We start from the raw sequence: 13,879 nt of genomic DNA on the forward strand, positions 1-13,879 counted from the left end.
GGCCCTCCCCTCATGGCAAGCGGTTGCGCAGAGCGGCAACCACGTTGAAGGTTTGATTGCGTACCCGGTTGTTCGGGTCGGTGAGAGTCAACGTCAGGCGAACACTACGGATGCGCGCCGGATCAGTGGGGTTGTTGCTGTAACTGGAGGCGGCCACATCAGTGGCGGAACTGGCGAGGCCGAAGCTCACGTTGAAGGCACTGACGTTGTTCACCAGCACCGCCTGAGTCGGCGTGCCGGTGCCGACACCCATCAGCAGTTGATTGTTGCTGAAGCTGTAGATCAAGCGGCGGATCGGAAACGCCAGCTCGCCCGACGCCGGAACTCGGGCGCCCGTATAGGCCGTTGCATTGTTCCGACAATCGGAAACCACCGTCCAGGTCGGCACCCCGCCGCTGCCGCCAACATCGGCAGTCACCATAGTCAGTTTGAGGCTGGCGTTGTCCCAACTGATCGGCGTTGTCTGGCTGGCATTGAAGTCACCTGCCGAGCTTGAATCGGTGACCGCTCCCAGACATCCGAACATGCCGACCATGCGAATTTCCTGAATCATCTTGCTCAGCACGAACCGCGCATCTTCCTGCATGGCGGCTGCGGTGTTCTGGCTGACATAGGTGTTCTTGGCCGCGATGAAAATCTGCGCCACGCCCAGGACCACGACCAAACTCAACGCCAGGGCGATCAGTAACTCGATCAGGCCGAAACCTCTGTTGGTCTGGTTCATGGCGTCGAGACCGGATCGACGGTGGCGCGACTGGTCAGGACGAAACTTCGCCGCGAATTGTCGATGTTCGCAGCCCGCGAGTCATCCCAGGTGATGGTGATGGTGTACACCCGCTGATTGAGCGTAACGCTGCCAGTAGCCGTGGCGCCGCCGAAATTGACAATGTTGGTGGTGAAGTCGTAGAGGTCCTGATCCCGGGCGACACTCAGGTTGCCTGAGGTCGGAGGCGTGACGGTGTAGTCGGCACCGGAGTTGGCGCGAATACGGTCCATCATGTCGTAGGCGATAAAACTCGCCTGGCTGGTCATCCGCGCGCTGTCAGTGTACTTCAGCGCATTGAGCTGAATCGCCGCAGCCCCCAACAGCCCCACCGTCAGAATCAACAACGCAACCAAGACTTCGATCAGCGTCATGCCCTCCTGTGCACGCTTGCTCCATCCCCTCATCCGCAGCTTCCACCCAATAGAATTCGTCCGTTCAAACACACATTCAGTGTCCTGCTTTGCGCCCCCCGTACGTAGCTGATCACCACCGCCGTGGACGGTGCCGACAACCCGCCAAGGTTGTTGAAATCGATGGCGGTCACTCCTGAGGTTAGCGTCAGAGTCGCGCCGCTGCTCATCGCTGGAACAACCCGCAATACATTGGCCGGATTGCCAGTACCGTCAAAGACCGTTAATTCTCCGGTCCAGACGCTGCCGCCGGCCGTCGGGCGCAGCCGGGTGGTGACACCACGGTCGATAGCCTCCAGTCGGGCGAAATTGAGTCCGCGTTGCAGATCGCCGATTTCGGTGTCGGCCTTGGTGATTTGCACCGAACGGGTAAACGCCGGTACGGCCAGCGTGATCAGGATCAGAAGCACCGCGAGCGCGATCAGCAACTCGATCAGTGTGAAACCTTTTGTACGATGATCCATCAGTGCCCTCCGTTGCCGTCGGCTATACCTGCTTCTACACGCTAGAACATTCGACCGGCAGGTGTTCGGTTGTTTTGCCATTACTCGCGCAGGGATCGCGCGGGCCGCAGCACTCCAGGGAGGGAGATGACATGCATCAGCGAGGTTTTAGCCTGATCGAACTGCTCATGGGACTGACAATTGTCGGGATTGTTCTGCTGTTGGTCAGTCCGGCGTTTGCTGCACTGACTGAATCGAACCATCGCGAGCAGGTGGCAAAGTCGCTTATCAGCGGTATACGCAACGCCAGAACCGTTGCCATCACACGCAACCAGAGCGTAGTGATTCACGGCATCAACGACGACTGGAGTCAGGGCTGGCGGATCATTCTGGATATCAGTGGTAAAGGCGCGGAGGACAACAGCAATCCGCTGCTGGTTGAGCGCGCGAGTGGCACTCGGGTGCCGATTGTCGGCAATTGGCCGGTCAGGCGATACATACGTTTCAACAGTATTGGCGAGCCACAGATGCCCGGACGGGCCTTTCAAGCGGGGACATTGCACATCTGCGCAGCCCGCGAACCGGTCACTCAGCTCCAGGTGGTGCTGGCCGCGACCGGTCGCGTCAGCCTGCGCAGCCATAAGGCTGAGCAGGCGCTGTGCCCAGGGGGGTAAAAGCGTTAAAGCAGGGAGCGGACGCGCAACTCTTTAGGCATGGAGAAGGTAATGTTCTCCTCGCGACCGGCCAGTTCATCGGCGCCGGTAGCGCCCCACGCCTGCAACTGCTGGATCACGCCACGCACCAGCACTTCCGGTGCGGAGGCACCAGCGGTGATGCCGATTCGCTCGACACCGTCGAACCAGCTCTTTTGCAGGTCTTCGGCGCCGTCGATCAGATAGGCCGGGGTGGCCATGCGCTCGGCCAGTTCACGCAAGCGATTGGAGTTGGAGCTGTTCGGGCTGCCGACCACCAGTACTACGTCGCACTCGTCGGCCAGTTGCTTGACCGCATCCTGACGGTTTTGCGTGGCGTAGCAGATGTCGTCCTTGCGCGGGCCACCGATCGCCGGGAAGCGTGTACGCAGGGCATCGATGACGCGGCTGGTATCGTCCATGGACAGGGTGGTCTGGGTCACGAACGCCAGTTTTTCAGGATTGTTCACCTGCAAGGCGGCGACGTCTTTCTCGTCTTCAACCAGATAGATCGCGCCACCATTGCTGCCATCGTACTGGCCCATGGTGCCTTCGACTTCCGGGTGACCGGCGTGGCCGATGAGAATGCATTCACGGCCGTCGCGGCTGTAGCGTGCCACTTCGATGTGTACCTTGGTCACCAGCGGACAGGTAGCGTCGAACACCTTCAGGCCACGACCGGCAGCTTCGGTGCGCACGGCCTGGGAAACACCGTGGGCACTGAAGATCACGATGACGTCGTCCGGCACCTGATCCAGTTCTTCGACGAAGATCGCCCCGCGAGCGCGCAGGTCTTCGACGACAAATTTGTTGTGGACCACTTCGTGGCGCACGTAGATCGGCGGCCCGAAGACTTCCAGGGCGCGGTTGACGATTTCGATCGCCCGGTCCACACCGGCGCAGAAGCCACGGGGGTTGGCGAGTTTGATTTGCATGCTGTGCCTCGTGTCTTGCGCGCAAGAAGTTGGATCGTTACAACCCTGTAGGAGCAGAACTTGCTCGCGAAAGCGGTGTTTCAGTCAACAATGATGTTGAATGTGGTGACGCCATCGCGAGCGAGCTCTGCTCCTACATTGGACCGTGTTCGGTCAGTTACAGCGATTTGACGTTGATGATCTCGACGTCAAAGGTCAATGTCTTGCCGGCCAGCGGGTGGTTGAAGTCGATGGTCACTTGCTCGTCATCGAATACCTTCACCACACCGGGCAACTCAGTATTGGCCGCATCGTTGAAGATCACCAGCAAGCCAGGCGACAGTTCCATGTCCTTGAACTGCGAGCGTGGGATGATCTGTACGTTCTGCGGGTTGGGTTGGCCAAAAGCGTTTTCCGGCTGAATCGTCAGCGTACGCTTGTCGCCAGCCTTGAAGCCGAACAGCGCTGCTTCGAACCCTGGCAACAGGTTGCCGTCACCGACCTTGAAGGTCGCCGGGGCTTTGTCGAAGGTGCTGTCGACGGTGTCGCCGTTCTCCAGGCGCAGTGCAAAGTGCAAAGTGACTTCCGTGTTCTGGCGGATGCGTTGCTCAGCCAATACCTGTTCAGTCATGAACGGCTTCTCCGGTCTTTTTACTTTTGAACATGTCCAGCGCAAGCATTACGGCACCGACAGTGATTGCACTGTCGGCAAAGTTGAACGCCGGGAAATACCAGCGATTCTGCCAATGCACCAGAATGAAATCGATCACATGGCCCAGGGCAATGCGGTCATACAGATTACCCAGCGCGCCACCCAGCACCAGCGCCAAAGCGACGGCCAGCCAGGTTTCGTTGCGCCCCAGACGCTTGAGCCACACCACCAGCACCGCACTGACCACGACTGCGATCAGGGCAAACAGCCAGCGCTGCCAGCCAGAGCTGTCGGCCAGGAAGCTGAATGCCGCGCCCGTGTTGTAGGCCAGGGTCCAGCTGAACAAATCGGGGATCACCACGATTTGCTGGTACATCTCGAGCTTGCCTTCGAAGTAGAACTTGCTGGCCTGGTCGATGACCAGGACCAGCAAACTCAACCAGAGCCAGCTCAGCCGTCCGAAACGGCCAGCCGCATTAGGCATAGTGACGAACCTCGCCAGCGCCGCTGATGTTGTCGACGCAACGACCGCAGATTTCCGGATGCTCCGGGTTCACGCCGACGTCTTCACGGCAGTGCCAGCAACGGGCGCACTTGGCGTGGCTCGACTTGACCACTTGCAGTTTCAAACCGCTGACTTCGGTGACCACGGCATCGGCCGGCGCCTGAACGAACGGTGCAACAGTGGCGGTCGAGGTGATCAATACGAAGCGCAGTTCGTTGCTCAGCTTGGCCAGGTCGGCGCTCAAAGCCTCTTCGGCGTACAGCGTCACTTCGGCTTGCAGGTTGCCACCGACGGCCTTGGCCGCGCGCTGGATTTCCATTTCCTTGTTGACCGCGACCTTCACCGCCATGATCCGCTCCCAGTAGGCGCGGTCCAGCTCGACGTTTTCCGGCAGCTCGGTCAGGCCTTCGTACCAGGTGTTGAGCATTACCGATTCGTTACGCTCGCCCGGCAGGTATTCCCACAGTTCATCGGCAGTGAATGCCAGGATCGGCGCGATCCAGCGCACCAGCGCTTCGGAGATGTGGTACAGCGCGGTTTGCGCCGAACGGCGGGCCTTACTGTTGGCGCCAGTGGTGTACTGACGGTCCTTGATGATGTCGAGGTAGAAACCGCCCAACTCCTGCACGCAGAAGTTGTGGATCTTGGAGTAGACGTTCCAGAAGCGGTATTCACCGTAGTGCTCTTGCAGCTCGCGTTGCAGCAACAGGGTGCGGTCCACGGCCCAACGGTCCAGCGCCAGCATTTCTTCGGCCGGCAGGATGTCGGTGGCCGGGTTGAAGCCGGTCAGGTTGGAGAGCAGGAAGCGCGCGGTGTTACGGATCCGCCGGTAGGCGTCCGCACTTCGCTGCAGGATCTGCTCGGAAACCGCCATTTCACCCGAGTAATCGGTGGAAGCGACCCACAGACGCATGATGTCGGCGCCCAGGGTGTCGTTGACCTTTTGCGGCGCGATCACGTTGCCCAGGGACTTGGACATCTTGCGACCGGACTCATCGACGGTGAAGCCGTGAGTCAGCAGCTCGCGGTATGGCGCGTGGTTGTCTATGGCGCAACCCGTCAGCAACGACGAGTGGAACCAGCCACGGTGTTGGTCCGAACCTTCCAGGTACAGGTCGGCACGTGGACCGCTCTCGTGGCCCATCGGGTGCGAACCGCGCAGAACGTGCCAGTGCGTGGTGCCCGAATCGAACCAGACGTCCAGGGTGTCGCTGATCTTGTCGTATTGCGGCGCTTCGTCACCGAGCAACTCGGCGGCGTCCATCTTGAACCAGGCTTCGATGCCTTCGACTTCGACGCGCTTGGCGACTTCTTCCATCAGTTCAGCAGTACGTGGGTGCAGCTCGCCGCTTTCCTTGTTCAGGAAGAACGGGATCGGCACGCCCCAGTTGCGCTGACGGGAGATGCACCAGTCCGGACGGTTGGCAATCATCGAGTGCAGGCGCGCCTGGCCCCAGGCCGGAACGAACTTGGTCTCTTCAATGGCTTTGATCGCCCGCTTGCGCAGGGTTTCGCCAGTCACAGGTTCTTTGTCCATGCCGATGAACCATTGCGCGGTGGCGCGGTAGATCAGCGGGGTCTTGTGACGCCAGCAGTGCATGTAGCTGTGTTCGATGATGCTGGTGTGCAGCAGCGCACCGACTTCGGTCAACTTGTCGACGATGGCCGGGTTGGCTTTCCAGATGAACTGGCCGCCAAAGAACTCCAGCGACGTCGCGTAAACGCCGTTGCTCTGTACCGGGTTGAGGATATCGTCGTTGACCATGCCGTACTTCTTGCAGGTCACGAAGTCGTCTACGCCATAGGCCGGCGAGGAGTGAACCACGCCGGTGCCAGCGCCCAGTTCAACGTACTCGGCCAGGTAAACCGGCGACAGACGGTCGTAGAACGGGTGACGGAAGTTGATCAGTTCCAGCTCTTTACCGGTGGTGGTCGCAATGACCGAGCCTTGCAGGCTGTAACGGGCCAGGCACGACTCGACCAGCTCTTCAGCCAGCACCAGCAGTTTGTCGCCGACGTCGACCAGGGCGTAGTTGAATTCCGGGTGAACGTTCAACGCCTGGTTGGCCGGGATGGTCCACGGGGTGGTGGTCCAGATCACGATCGAAGCGGGTTTGCCCAGCGACGGCAGACCGAAAGCGGCAGCCAGCCTGGCTCCGTCGGCAATCGGGAAGGCCACGTCGATGGTCGAGGACTTTTTGTTCTCGTACTCGACTTCCGCTTCAGCCAGGGCCGAACCGCAGTCGAAACACCAGTTCACAGGCTTCAGGCCCTTGAACACGAAACCGCCCTTGACGATTTCTGCCAAGGCACGGATTTCACCGGCCTCGTTTTTGAAGTCCATGGTCTTGTACGGGTTGGCGAAATCGCCCAACACGCCCAGACGGATGAATTCGGACTTCTGGCCTTCGATCTGCTCGGTGGCGTAGGCACGGCACAGTTCGCGGGTCTTGTCCGCGCCCAGGTTTTTACCGTGGGTCACTTCGACTTTGTGCTCGATCGGCAGACCGTGGCAGTCCCAGCCCGGAACATAAGGCGCGTCGAAACCCGACAGGGTTTTCGAACGGATGATCATGTCCTTGAGAATCTTGTTCAGCGCATGACCGATGTGAATTGTGCCGTTGGCGTACGGAGGACCGTCGTGAAGTACGAACTTCGGACGATCCTTGCCAATCTCGCGCAACTTACCGTACAGGCCAATGCTGTCCCAGCGCTGCAGAATCTGCGGTTCGCGCTGAGGCAGGCCGGCCTTCATTGGGAAGGCGGTGTCCGGAAGGTTTAGCGTGGCTTTATAGTCGGTCATTTAAGGCTCTTCATTAGCGATTGGCGCTAGGTGCGACAGGGCACGGGCGGCGGCAACATCCGCATTGATCGCCGTCTTAAGCGCCTCCAGAGAGGCGAAACGCTGCTCTTCACGCAGCTTGTGGTGGAAAACCACCGTCAAACGCCGGTCATACAGATCGCCGGCAAAATCTAAAAGATGCACTTCGAGGTGGGCTTTGCCATCACCTTGAACGGTTGGCCGCACGCCAATGTTGGCGACGCCTGGCCAGGTCTTGCCGTCGATGTCGACGTTGACCAGGTAAACCCCGGTCAGCGGCACGCGACGACGCTTGAGTTGTATGTTGGCCGTGGGCGTACCCAACTGGCGCGCCAGCTTCTGGCCATGCAGGACCCGCCCGGCAATTCGGAACGGACGCCCGAGCAGTCGCTCGGCCAAGGCAAAATCAGCGGCTGCCAGGGCATTGCGGACCTGGGTGCTGCTGACACGAATACCGTCCAGCTCGACGGTTTGCGCCGCTTCGACGGTAAAGCCTTGCAGGACGCCAGCCTGTTGCAGGAAATCGAAATCCCCTACCCGGTCGCAGCCAAAACGGAAGTCGTCACCGACCTCCAGGTGCTGCACGCCCAAGCCATCCACCAGAATGGTGTCGACGAATTCGGCGGCGCTGAGCTTGCTCAGGCGCTGGTTGAAGGCCAGGCACAGGACCCGGTCGACACCCTCCTCGGCCAGCAGCTGCAGTTTATCCCGCAGCCGGGCCAGACGGGCCGGTGCTGTGTCCGGCGCGAAGAACTCTCGCGGCTGCGGCTCAAAAATCACCACGCAGCTGGGCACGCCCAACTCGAGCGCACGCTCACGGAGCCTCGCCAGGATAGCCTGGTGGCCACGGTGAACACCGTCAAAGTTGCCAATAGTGGCGACACAGCCCCGATGCTGGGGGCGCAGGTTGTGGAGGCCTCGAACCAGCTGCATAACGCGCTTCTTGCTCATAAAGTGGTCGATTATAACCACACCCGGCGGCCGACGACAGGCAACACCGTAACCCAAAGTGATCGAGCCGACAAAACTGCCGGCCCGCCCGTGTTTATCGAGGTCGTGACCTCAGCTTAGCGCTTTGCGATTGAAGTCTCGCAAACGGAAGCCCATCAACAGCAACATGCCGAAATAAGCCACCACACCGGCAACGACCAATGCGCCCAGACGCAGGAACCGCTCCAGCATATGCCCCTGATCCCAGGCTGGCATGAAATGCATTCCGACCAGTAACACAGCAGACATCACCAACACTGCAATCACTAGCTTGAAGCCGAACTTCGCCCAACCCGGTTGCGGCTCATACATCTGCTGCTTGCGCAGCTGATAGAACAGCAGGCCAGCGTTAATGCACGCGCCGATGCTGATGGCCAGCGCCAGACCGGCGTGGGCCAGCGGGCCGATCAACACCAGGTTGAACAATTGGGTAATGATCAGGGTGAAAATCGCGATTTTTACCGGAGTGCGGATGTTTTGTTGCGCATAAAAGCCCGGCGCCAGCACTTTGATCACGATAATCCCGAGCAAACCGACCGAATAAGCAATCAGCGCCCGTTGGGTCATGGAGGCGTCAAACGCGCTGAACTGGCCGTACTGGAATAAAGAAACCGTCAGCGGCTCAGCGAGAATCGCCAGCGCCAGAGAGCACGGCAACACCAGCATGAAGCACAGGCGCAGCCCCCAATCGAGGATCCGCGAGTATTCCTGGCGATCCTTGCTGGCGTAGGTCTTGGCCAGGGTCGGCAGGAGAATCGTGCCCAGCGCCACGCCCAGCACACCGGACGGTAATTCCATCAAACGGTCGGCGTAGTACATCCATGACACGGAACCGGCGACCAGGAACGAGGCGAAAATGGTGTTGATGATCAGCGAAATCTGGCTCACCGACACACCGAGAATCGCCGGCAGCATTTGTTTCATGACCCGCCAGACGCCGCTGTCACGCAGGTTCAGTCGTGGTAACACCAGCAGGCCGATCTTTTTCAGGTGCGGCAGCTGATAGAGCAATTGCGCCAGACCACCCACCAGTACTGCCCAGCCCAGCGCCATGACCGGCGGATCGAAGTACGGCGTCAGGAACACCGAAAAGATGATCATGCTGACGTTGAGCAGGGTCGGCACGAAGGCCGGCACCGAGAAGCGGTTATACGTGTTGAGGATCGCCCCGGCCAATGAAGACAGGGAGATCAGCAATATATAAGGAAAGGTCACGCGCAACAGGCTGGCCGTCAGCTCGAACTTTTCCGGCGTATCGGTGAAACCCGGCGCGGTCGCCCAGATGACCCACGGCGCAGCGATCATGCCCAACGCGGTGACCAACGCCAGCACCAGCGTCAGCAGGCCCGAGACGTAGGCAATGAAGGTTCGCGTCGCCTCCTCGCCCTTCTGGCTTTTGTATTCGGCAAGAATCGGCACGAACGCCTGGGAAAATGCCCCCTCGGCGAAGATCCGCCGCAGCAGATTGGGCAATTTGAAGGCGATAAAGAAGGCGTCAGTCGCCATCCCGGCGCCAAATGTGCGCGCAATGAGAGTGTCACGAACGAACCCCAGAATCCGGGAAAGCATCGTGATAGAGCTGACGGCGGCCAACGATTTGAGCAGATTCATTGAAAGAGTTTGTGCCTGTCGATAAACAGCAGGCGAACAAAGCGCCTACTTATGCGATACTCCGCGCCGCAGCAGCACAGAGCCAAAGCTCGCGAGTTTACAGGTCAAGCGCCGGAAATAAATATCCCGCCTCTTTATACCTACCACTTAGCGGAACGTCTCAACCGCCCTTGACAAGACATCAACTCATCGGCATGATTCGCGGCCTATTTTGTTTGCTATTTCCTAAAAAGTCTTTCGAGGAGCTCGACGGTGGCCAACACACCTTCCGCCAAAAAACGTGCAAAACAGGCTGAGAAGCGTCGCAGCCACAACGCCAGCCTGCGTTCCATGGTTCGTACCTACATCAAGAATGTAGTTAAAGCCATCGACGCAAAAGACGCTGAAAAAGCTCAAGCTGCTTACGTTCTGGCCGTGCCAGTTATCGACCGTATGGCCGATAAAGGCATCATCCACAAGAACAAGGCTGCTCGTCATAAGAGCCGCCTGAACGGTCACGTCAAGGCTCTGAACCTTGCTGTTGCCGCATAAGCGATAAGCTTGTTAAAAAACCGACCCTAGGGTCGGTTTTTTATTGCCTGCGATTTAGTAAACCCAGCGCAAAAAAAATGGGAAGGGGCAGCCCCTTCCCATACTTTTGATCTTCTTTAGATTACTGAGCCTGCGCCCACGGCAAAATCGGAATCGCCGTCACCGCATTCTGCGGACTGCCTTCGATTACACGATCGCTATAGACCAGGTACACCAGCGTATTGCGCTTCTTGTCGAGGAATCGCACCACCTGCATGGTCTTGAACACCAGCGACGTGCGCTCCTTGAACACCTCGTCACCATCCTTCAACTCGCCTTTGAAGCTGATCGGCCCGACCTGACGACAAGCGATAGACGCTTCTGCGCGATCTTCAGCCAACCCCAAACCACCCTTCACTCCACCCGTCTTGGCCCGCGACAGGTAGCAGGTCACGCCCTCAACCTTTGGATCATCAAACGCTTCGACGACGATGCGGTCGTTCGGACCGACAAACTTGAACACCGTCGACACCTGACCAATCTCCTCGGCCGAGGCCAGCAGCGGCATCGCCAACAGCAGACCCAACAATCCTTTTGCCACGCGCATTCAGGTATTCCTTCAGACCAGGATCAGGTTATCGCGGTGAACCAGTTCCGGCTCCGCCATGTAACCCAACAGACCGACAATCGCCTCAGACGACTGACCGATGATTTTTTGTGCTTCCAGCGCGCTGTAGTTGGCCAAGCCTCGGGCGATCTCACGACCGTCCGGCGCCACGCAAACCACCATCTCGCCACGACGGAAGCTGCCCTGGACCAGTTTGACACCCACAGGCAGCAAACTTTTGTTGCCTTTGGACAGCGCCGTCACCGCACCAGCATCCAGCACAAGCGTGCCGCGGGTTTGCAGGTGCCCGGCCAGCCATTGCTTGCGCGCCGCCAACAGGCCGCGCTCAGGCGACAGCAAGGTGCCGATGCGCTCGCCCGCCTTGAGGCGATCCAGCACGCGCTCAATACGCCCGCCAACGATGATGGTATGCGCACCGGAACGAGCCGCCAGCCGCGCAGCACGCAATTTGGTCTGCATGCCGCCACGACCCAGCGCACCACCCGTACCGCCCGCCACCGCATCCAGCGCCGGATCATCGGCGCGCGCTTCGTAAATCAGGCTGGCATTAGGGTTGTTGCGCGGATCGGCGTCGAACATGCCATCGCGATCCGTGAGGATCACCAACAGATCAGCCTCGACCAGGTTGGCCACCAGCGCCGCGAGCGTGTCGTTGTCGCCGAAACGTATTTCATCAGTGACTACGGTGTCGTTTTCGTTGATCACCGGAATAACTTTCAGCTCAACCAGCGCGCGCAAGGTGCTGCGGGCGTTCAGGTAGCGCTTGCGGTCGGACAAGTCGTCGTGCGTCAGGAGAATCTGCGCAGTATGCCGGCCATGCTCGGCAAAGCTCGACTCCCAGGCCTGCACCAGCCCCATCTGACCGATGGCGGCAGCGGCCTGCAACTCGTGCATCGCACTGGGTCGTACGGTCCAGCCCAAACGGCTCATGCCGGCCGCCACCGCCCCGGAGGACACCAGCACCAGCTCGACGCCAGCCTCATGCAAAGCCACCATCTGCTCGACCCAAACACCCATTGCCGCGCGATCGAGGCCCTTGCCGTCCGCCGTCAGCAAAGCGCTGCCGATCTTCACGACCCAACGCTGCGCACCTGTCACCTTGCTCCGCATCATCTTCAACCTTAGCTTGAGGACAGCGCGACCCAGCGCTGCCCGTAACGTTATTCGTGACTACCGATTTCCAGATACTAAAACGCCGCTCTAGTGAGCGGCGTTTAAGTTTATCGCAACGAATCAGTCACGCACGTAAATGATTTCCGGACCGTCTTCGTCATCCACATCTTCTTCGTCCCAATCATCGTCGCCGATGTCATGGACCGACTTCACGCCGCTACGGCGCAGGGCACGCTGGTCATCCAGGGCCTGCAGCTGAGCACGGGCTTCGTCTTCGATATGCCGATCGAGCTCGGCCAACTCTTCTTTGTAAACCGGGTCGTTAGCCAGGCGATCAGCACGGTCTTCCATGTAACGCATGATGTCGTGGCAAAGACGCTCGGTGCCCAGCTTGGAAATAGCCGAGATCACGTAGACCGGACCGGTCCATTCCAGGCGATCAACGATTTCCTTGACGCGAGCATCGTGCTCTTCTTCGAGGATCTGGTCGCACTTGTTCAGCACCAACCAACGATCACGTTCAGCCAGGGACGGGCTGAACTTGGTCAGCTCGCTGACGATCACTTCAGCAGCATCTGGCGCGCTGGCGTCATCGAGCGGCGCCATGTCCACGAGGTGCAGCAGCAAACGGGTACGCGACAAGTGCTTGAGGAAGCGAATCCCCAGGCCTGCGCCATCGGAAGCACCTTCGATCAGACCCGGAATGTCCGCGACCACGAAGCTTTTCCAGCGATCGACGCTGACCACACCCAGGTTCGGCACCAGCGTGGTGAACGGGTAGTCGGCGACTTTCGGCTTGGCGGCCGACACCGAACGAATGAAGGTGCTTTTGCCAGCGTTCGGCAAGCCCAGCAGACCGACGTCAGCCAACACTTTCATTTCCAGCTTCAGATCACGCGCCTCACCCGGCTTACCCGGAGTGGTCTGGCGCGGAGCACGGTTGGTACTGGACTTGAATCGGGTGTTACCCAGACCGTGCCAGCCGCCGTGAGCAACCAGCAGTTTCTGACCAGCCTTGGTCAGGTCGCCAATCACTTCCTGAGTAGCGGAGTCGATGACGGTAGTGCCGACCGGAACACGCAGGACCAGCTCTTCACCTTTCTTGCCGGTGCAGTCAGTGCTGCCGCCGTTGGAACCACGCTCGGCATCAAAGTGCCGGGTGTAACGGTAGTCCACCAGGGTGTTGAGGTTTTCGTCGGCGATCATGTAGACCGAGCCGCCATCACCACCGTCACCGCCGTTCGGGCCGCCGTTTTCAATGAATTTTTCGCGACGGAAGCTCATGCAACCGTTGCCGCCGTCGCCGGCCTTTACTCGAATCGATACTTCATCAACAAACTTCATAACAAAACGCCTCTCGTCATACGGACGAGCCGAAAAAACCAAGACATAAGACTCTTGCAAAAATGAGCGCAGCGACCTCAATCAACGACCGCAAATCCAGCGCTGGAGCCCATCACAAACAGCTTTGCAAGAGACTCACCCCACAAACGAAAAAGCCCCGTCGCGAGACAGGGCTTTTCCAGCAACTACGTAATTATGCCGCGACGACTTCAGTCTTCGGGACAATGCTCACGTAACGGCGGTTGAAAGCGCCTTTTACTTCAAACTTGATCACGCCGTCGATTTTAGCGAACAGAGTGTGATCTTTACCCATGCCAACACCGTAACCGGCGTGGAATTGGGTGCCGCGCTGACGCACGATGATGTTGCCCGGAATGATAACCTGGCCGCCATACATCTTCACGCCAAGGCGTTTGGCTTCTGAGTCGCGACCGTTACGGGTACTACCACCAGCTTTTTTGTGTGCCATGAGTCAATTCT

General features: G+C 59.1%; 14 protein-coding genes and 1 pseudogene. 2 read left to right on the forward strand and 13 right to left on the reverse strand.

The features are described 5' to 3' along the window. Positions 1-10 precede the first annotated feature (10 nt). From CKW16_RS21940 to CKW16_RS21950, 3 genes are read right to left on the reverse strand one after another with little or no spacing between them, the layout of a single operon-like run. Positions 11-724, reverse strand: coding sequence for a PilW family protein (locus CKW16_RS21940; protein WP_095130610.1), 714 nt, complete (start codon positions 722-724; stop codon positions 11-13). Then, entirely contained in the window at positions 721-1,170 is a 450-nt protein-coding gene (gene pilV / locus CKW16_RS21945) for a type IV pilus modification protein PilV (RefSeq protein WP_095130612.1), read from the reverse strand. The genes CKW16_RS21940 and pilV overlap by 4 nt, the downstream gene beginning before the upstream one ends. Further along, a complete protein-coding gene (locus tag CKW16_RS21950; protein ID WP_095130614.1) occupies positions 1,167-1,640 on the reverse strand; it encodes a GspH/FimT family protein in 474 nt (157 codons plus the stop codon). Before CKW16_RS21950 ends, pilV begins: the two co-directional genes overlap by 4 nt. Before the next feature lie 131 nt (positions 1,641-1,771). Between CKW16_RS21950 and CKW16_RS21955 the strand changes: the two are divergent. Continuing rightward, positions 1,772-2,330 (forward strand): annotated as a pseudogene (locus CKW16_RS21955) (GspH/FimT family pseudopilin). On the opposite strand, the gene ispH reads toward CKW16_RS21955, so the two are convergent. The 6 genes from ispH to murJ form a co-directional block, all read right to left on the reverse strand. Then, the gene (gene ispH / locus CKW16_RS21960; protein WP_033054296.1) at positions 2,299-3,246 is read right to left on the reverse strand and encodes a 4-hydroxy-3-methylbut-2-enyl diphosphate reductase; all 948 of its coding nucleotides are present in this window, start codon (positions 3,244-3,246) and stop codon (positions 2,299-2,301) included. The pseudogene CKW16_RS21955 and the gene ispH overlap by 32 nt on opposite strands. 157 nt (positions 3,247-3,403) lie before the next feature. After that, positions 3,404-3,841: an FKBP-type peptidyl-prolyl cis-trans isomerase gene (fkpB, locus tag CKW16_RS21965; protein WP_176471593.1), complete on the reverse strand. Its 438-nt coding sequence runs from the start codon at positions 3,839-3,841 to the stop codon at positions 3,404-3,406. Positions 3,842-3,848: 7 nt separating this feature from the next. After that, positions 3,849-4,361, reverse strand: a complete 513-nt coding sequence (lspA, locus tag CKW16_RS21970; protein ID WP_033054294.1) for a signal peptidase II — start codon at positions 4,359-4,361, stop codon at positions 3,849-3,851. Further along, positions 4,354-7,185 carry an isoleucine--tRNA ligase gene (ileS, locus tag CKW16_RS21975; RefSeq protein WP_095130617.1) on the reverse strand — a complete coding sequence of 944 codons (2,832 nt, stop codon included), beginning with the start codon at positions 7,183-7,185 and terminating at the stop codon, positions 4,354-4,356. Before ileS ends, lspA begins: the two co-directional genes overlap by 8 nt. After that, positions 7,186-8,136 carry a bifunctional riboflavin kinase/FAD synthetase gene (ribF, locus tag CKW16_RS21980; protein ID WP_008154932.1) on the reverse strand — a complete coding sequence of 317 codons (951 nt, stop codon included), beginning with the start codon at positions 8,134-8,136 and terminating at the stop codon, positions 7,186-7,188. It abuts the gene before it with no gap. Positions 8,137-8,265: 129 nt separating this feature from the next. Continuing rightward, positions 8,266-9,804: a murein biosynthesis integral membrane protein MurJ gene (gene murJ, locus CKW16_RS21985; protein WP_095130619.1), complete on the reverse strand. Its 1,539-nt coding sequence runs from the start codon at positions 9,802-9,804 to the stop codon at positions 8,266-8,268. Between the two features lie 252 nt (positions 9,805-10,056). On the opposite strand from murJ, the gene rpsT reads away from it, so the two are divergent. Next, positions 10,057-10,335: a 30S ribosomal protein S20 gene (rpsT, locus tag CKW16_RS21995; RefSeq protein ID WP_008154937.1), complete on the forward strand. Its 279-nt coding sequence runs from the start codon at positions 10,057-10,059 to the stop codon at positions 10,333-10,335. Positions 10,336-10,456: 121 nt separating this feature from the next. On the opposite strand, the gene CKW16_RS22000 is transcribed toward rpsT, so the two are convergent. The 4 genes from CKW16_RS22000 to rpmA all read right to left on the reverse strand — a co-directional run bounded on the left by CKW16_RS22000 (position 10,457) and on the right by rpmA (position 13,868). After that, positions 10,457-10,921, reverse strand: coding sequence for a CreA family protein (locus CKW16_RS22000; protein ID WP_033054290.1), 465 nt, complete (start codon positions 10,919-10,921; stop codon positions 10,457-10,459). Positions 10,922-10,933: 12 nt separating this feature from the next. Beyond that, positions 10,934-12,052 carry a glutamate 5-kinase gene (gene proB / locus CKW16_RS22005; protein ID WP_095130621.1) on the reverse strand — a complete coding sequence of 373 codons (1,119 nt, stop codon included), beginning with the start codon at positions 12,050-12,052 and terminating at the stop codon, positions 10,934-10,936. A gap of 123 nt (positions 12,053-12,175) precedes the next feature. After that, on the reverse strand, positions 12,176-13,399 hold the full coding sequence (gene cgtA, locus CKW16_RS22010) for an Obg family GTPase CgtA (RefSeq protein WP_095130623.1): 1,224 nt from the start codon (positions 13,397-13,399) through the stop codon (positions 12,176-12,178). 193 nt (positions 13,400-13,592) lie between these two features. Beyond that, a complete protein-coding gene (gene rpmA, locus CKW16_RS22015; protein WP_003215862.1) occupies positions 13,593-13,868 on the reverse strand; it encodes a 50S ribosomal protein L27 in 276 nt (91 codons plus the stop codon). Between the last annotated feature and the right edge of the window lie 11 nt (positions 13,869-13,879).

The organism is Pseudomonas sp. Irchel s3h14 (genome assembly GCF_900187425.1).
In the GTDB taxonomy this organism is placed as follows: Bacteria; Pseudomonadota; Gammaproteobacteria; order Pseudomonadales; family Pseudomonadaceae; genus Aquipseudomonas.

Excerpts from the sequence above, each read along its gene's own strand:
- CKW16_RS21940 (WP_095130610.1), bottom strand. The coding sequence starts at position 724 with ATGAACCAGACCAACAGAGGTTTCGGCCTGATCGAGTTACTGATCGCC.
- pilV (WP_095130612.1), bottom strand. The coding sequence starts at position 1,170 with ATGAGGGGATGGAGCAAGCGTGCACAGGAGGGCATGACGCTGATCGAA.
- CKW16_RS21950 (WP_095130614.1), bottom strand. The coding sequence starts at position 1,640 with ATGGATCATCGTACAAAAGGTTTCACACTGATCGAGTTGCTGATCGCG.
- ispH (WP_033054296.1), bottom strand. The coding sequence starts at position 3,246 with ATGCAAATCAAACTCGCCAACCCCCGTGGCTTCTGCGCCGGTGTGGAC.
- lspA (WP_033054294.1), bottom strand. The coding sequence starts at position 4,361 with ATGCCTAATGCGGCTGGCCGTTTCGGACGGCTGAGCTGGCTCTGGTTG.
- ileS (WP_095130617.1), bottom strand. The coding sequence starts at position 7,185 with ATGACCGACTATAAAGCCACGCTAAACCTTCCGGACACCGCCTTCCCA.
- ribF (WP_008154932.1), bottom strand. The coding sequence starts at position 8,136 with ATGCAGCTGGTTCGAGGCCTCCACAACCTGCGCCCCCAGCATCGGGGC.
- murJ (WP_095130619.1), bottom strand. The coding sequence starts at position 9,804 with ATGAATCTGCTCAAATCGTTGGCCGCCGTCAGCTCTATCACGATGCTT.
- CKW16_RS22000 (WP_033054290.1), bottom strand. The coding sequence starts at position 10,921 with ATGCGCGTGGCAAAAGGATTGTTGGGTCTGCTGTTGGCGATGCCGCTG.
- proB (WP_095130621.1), bottom strand. The coding sequence starts at position 12,052 with ATGCGGAGCAAGGTGACAGGTGCGCAGCGTTGGGTCGTGAAGATCGGC.
- cgtA (WP_095130623.1), bottom strand. The coding sequence starts at position 13,399 with ATGAAGTTTGTTGATGAAGTATCGATTCGAGTAAAGGCCGGCGACGGC.
- rpmA (WP_003215862.1), bottom strand. The coding sequence starts at position 13,868 with ATGGCACACAAAAAAGCTGGTGGTAGTACCCGTAACGGTCGCGACTCA.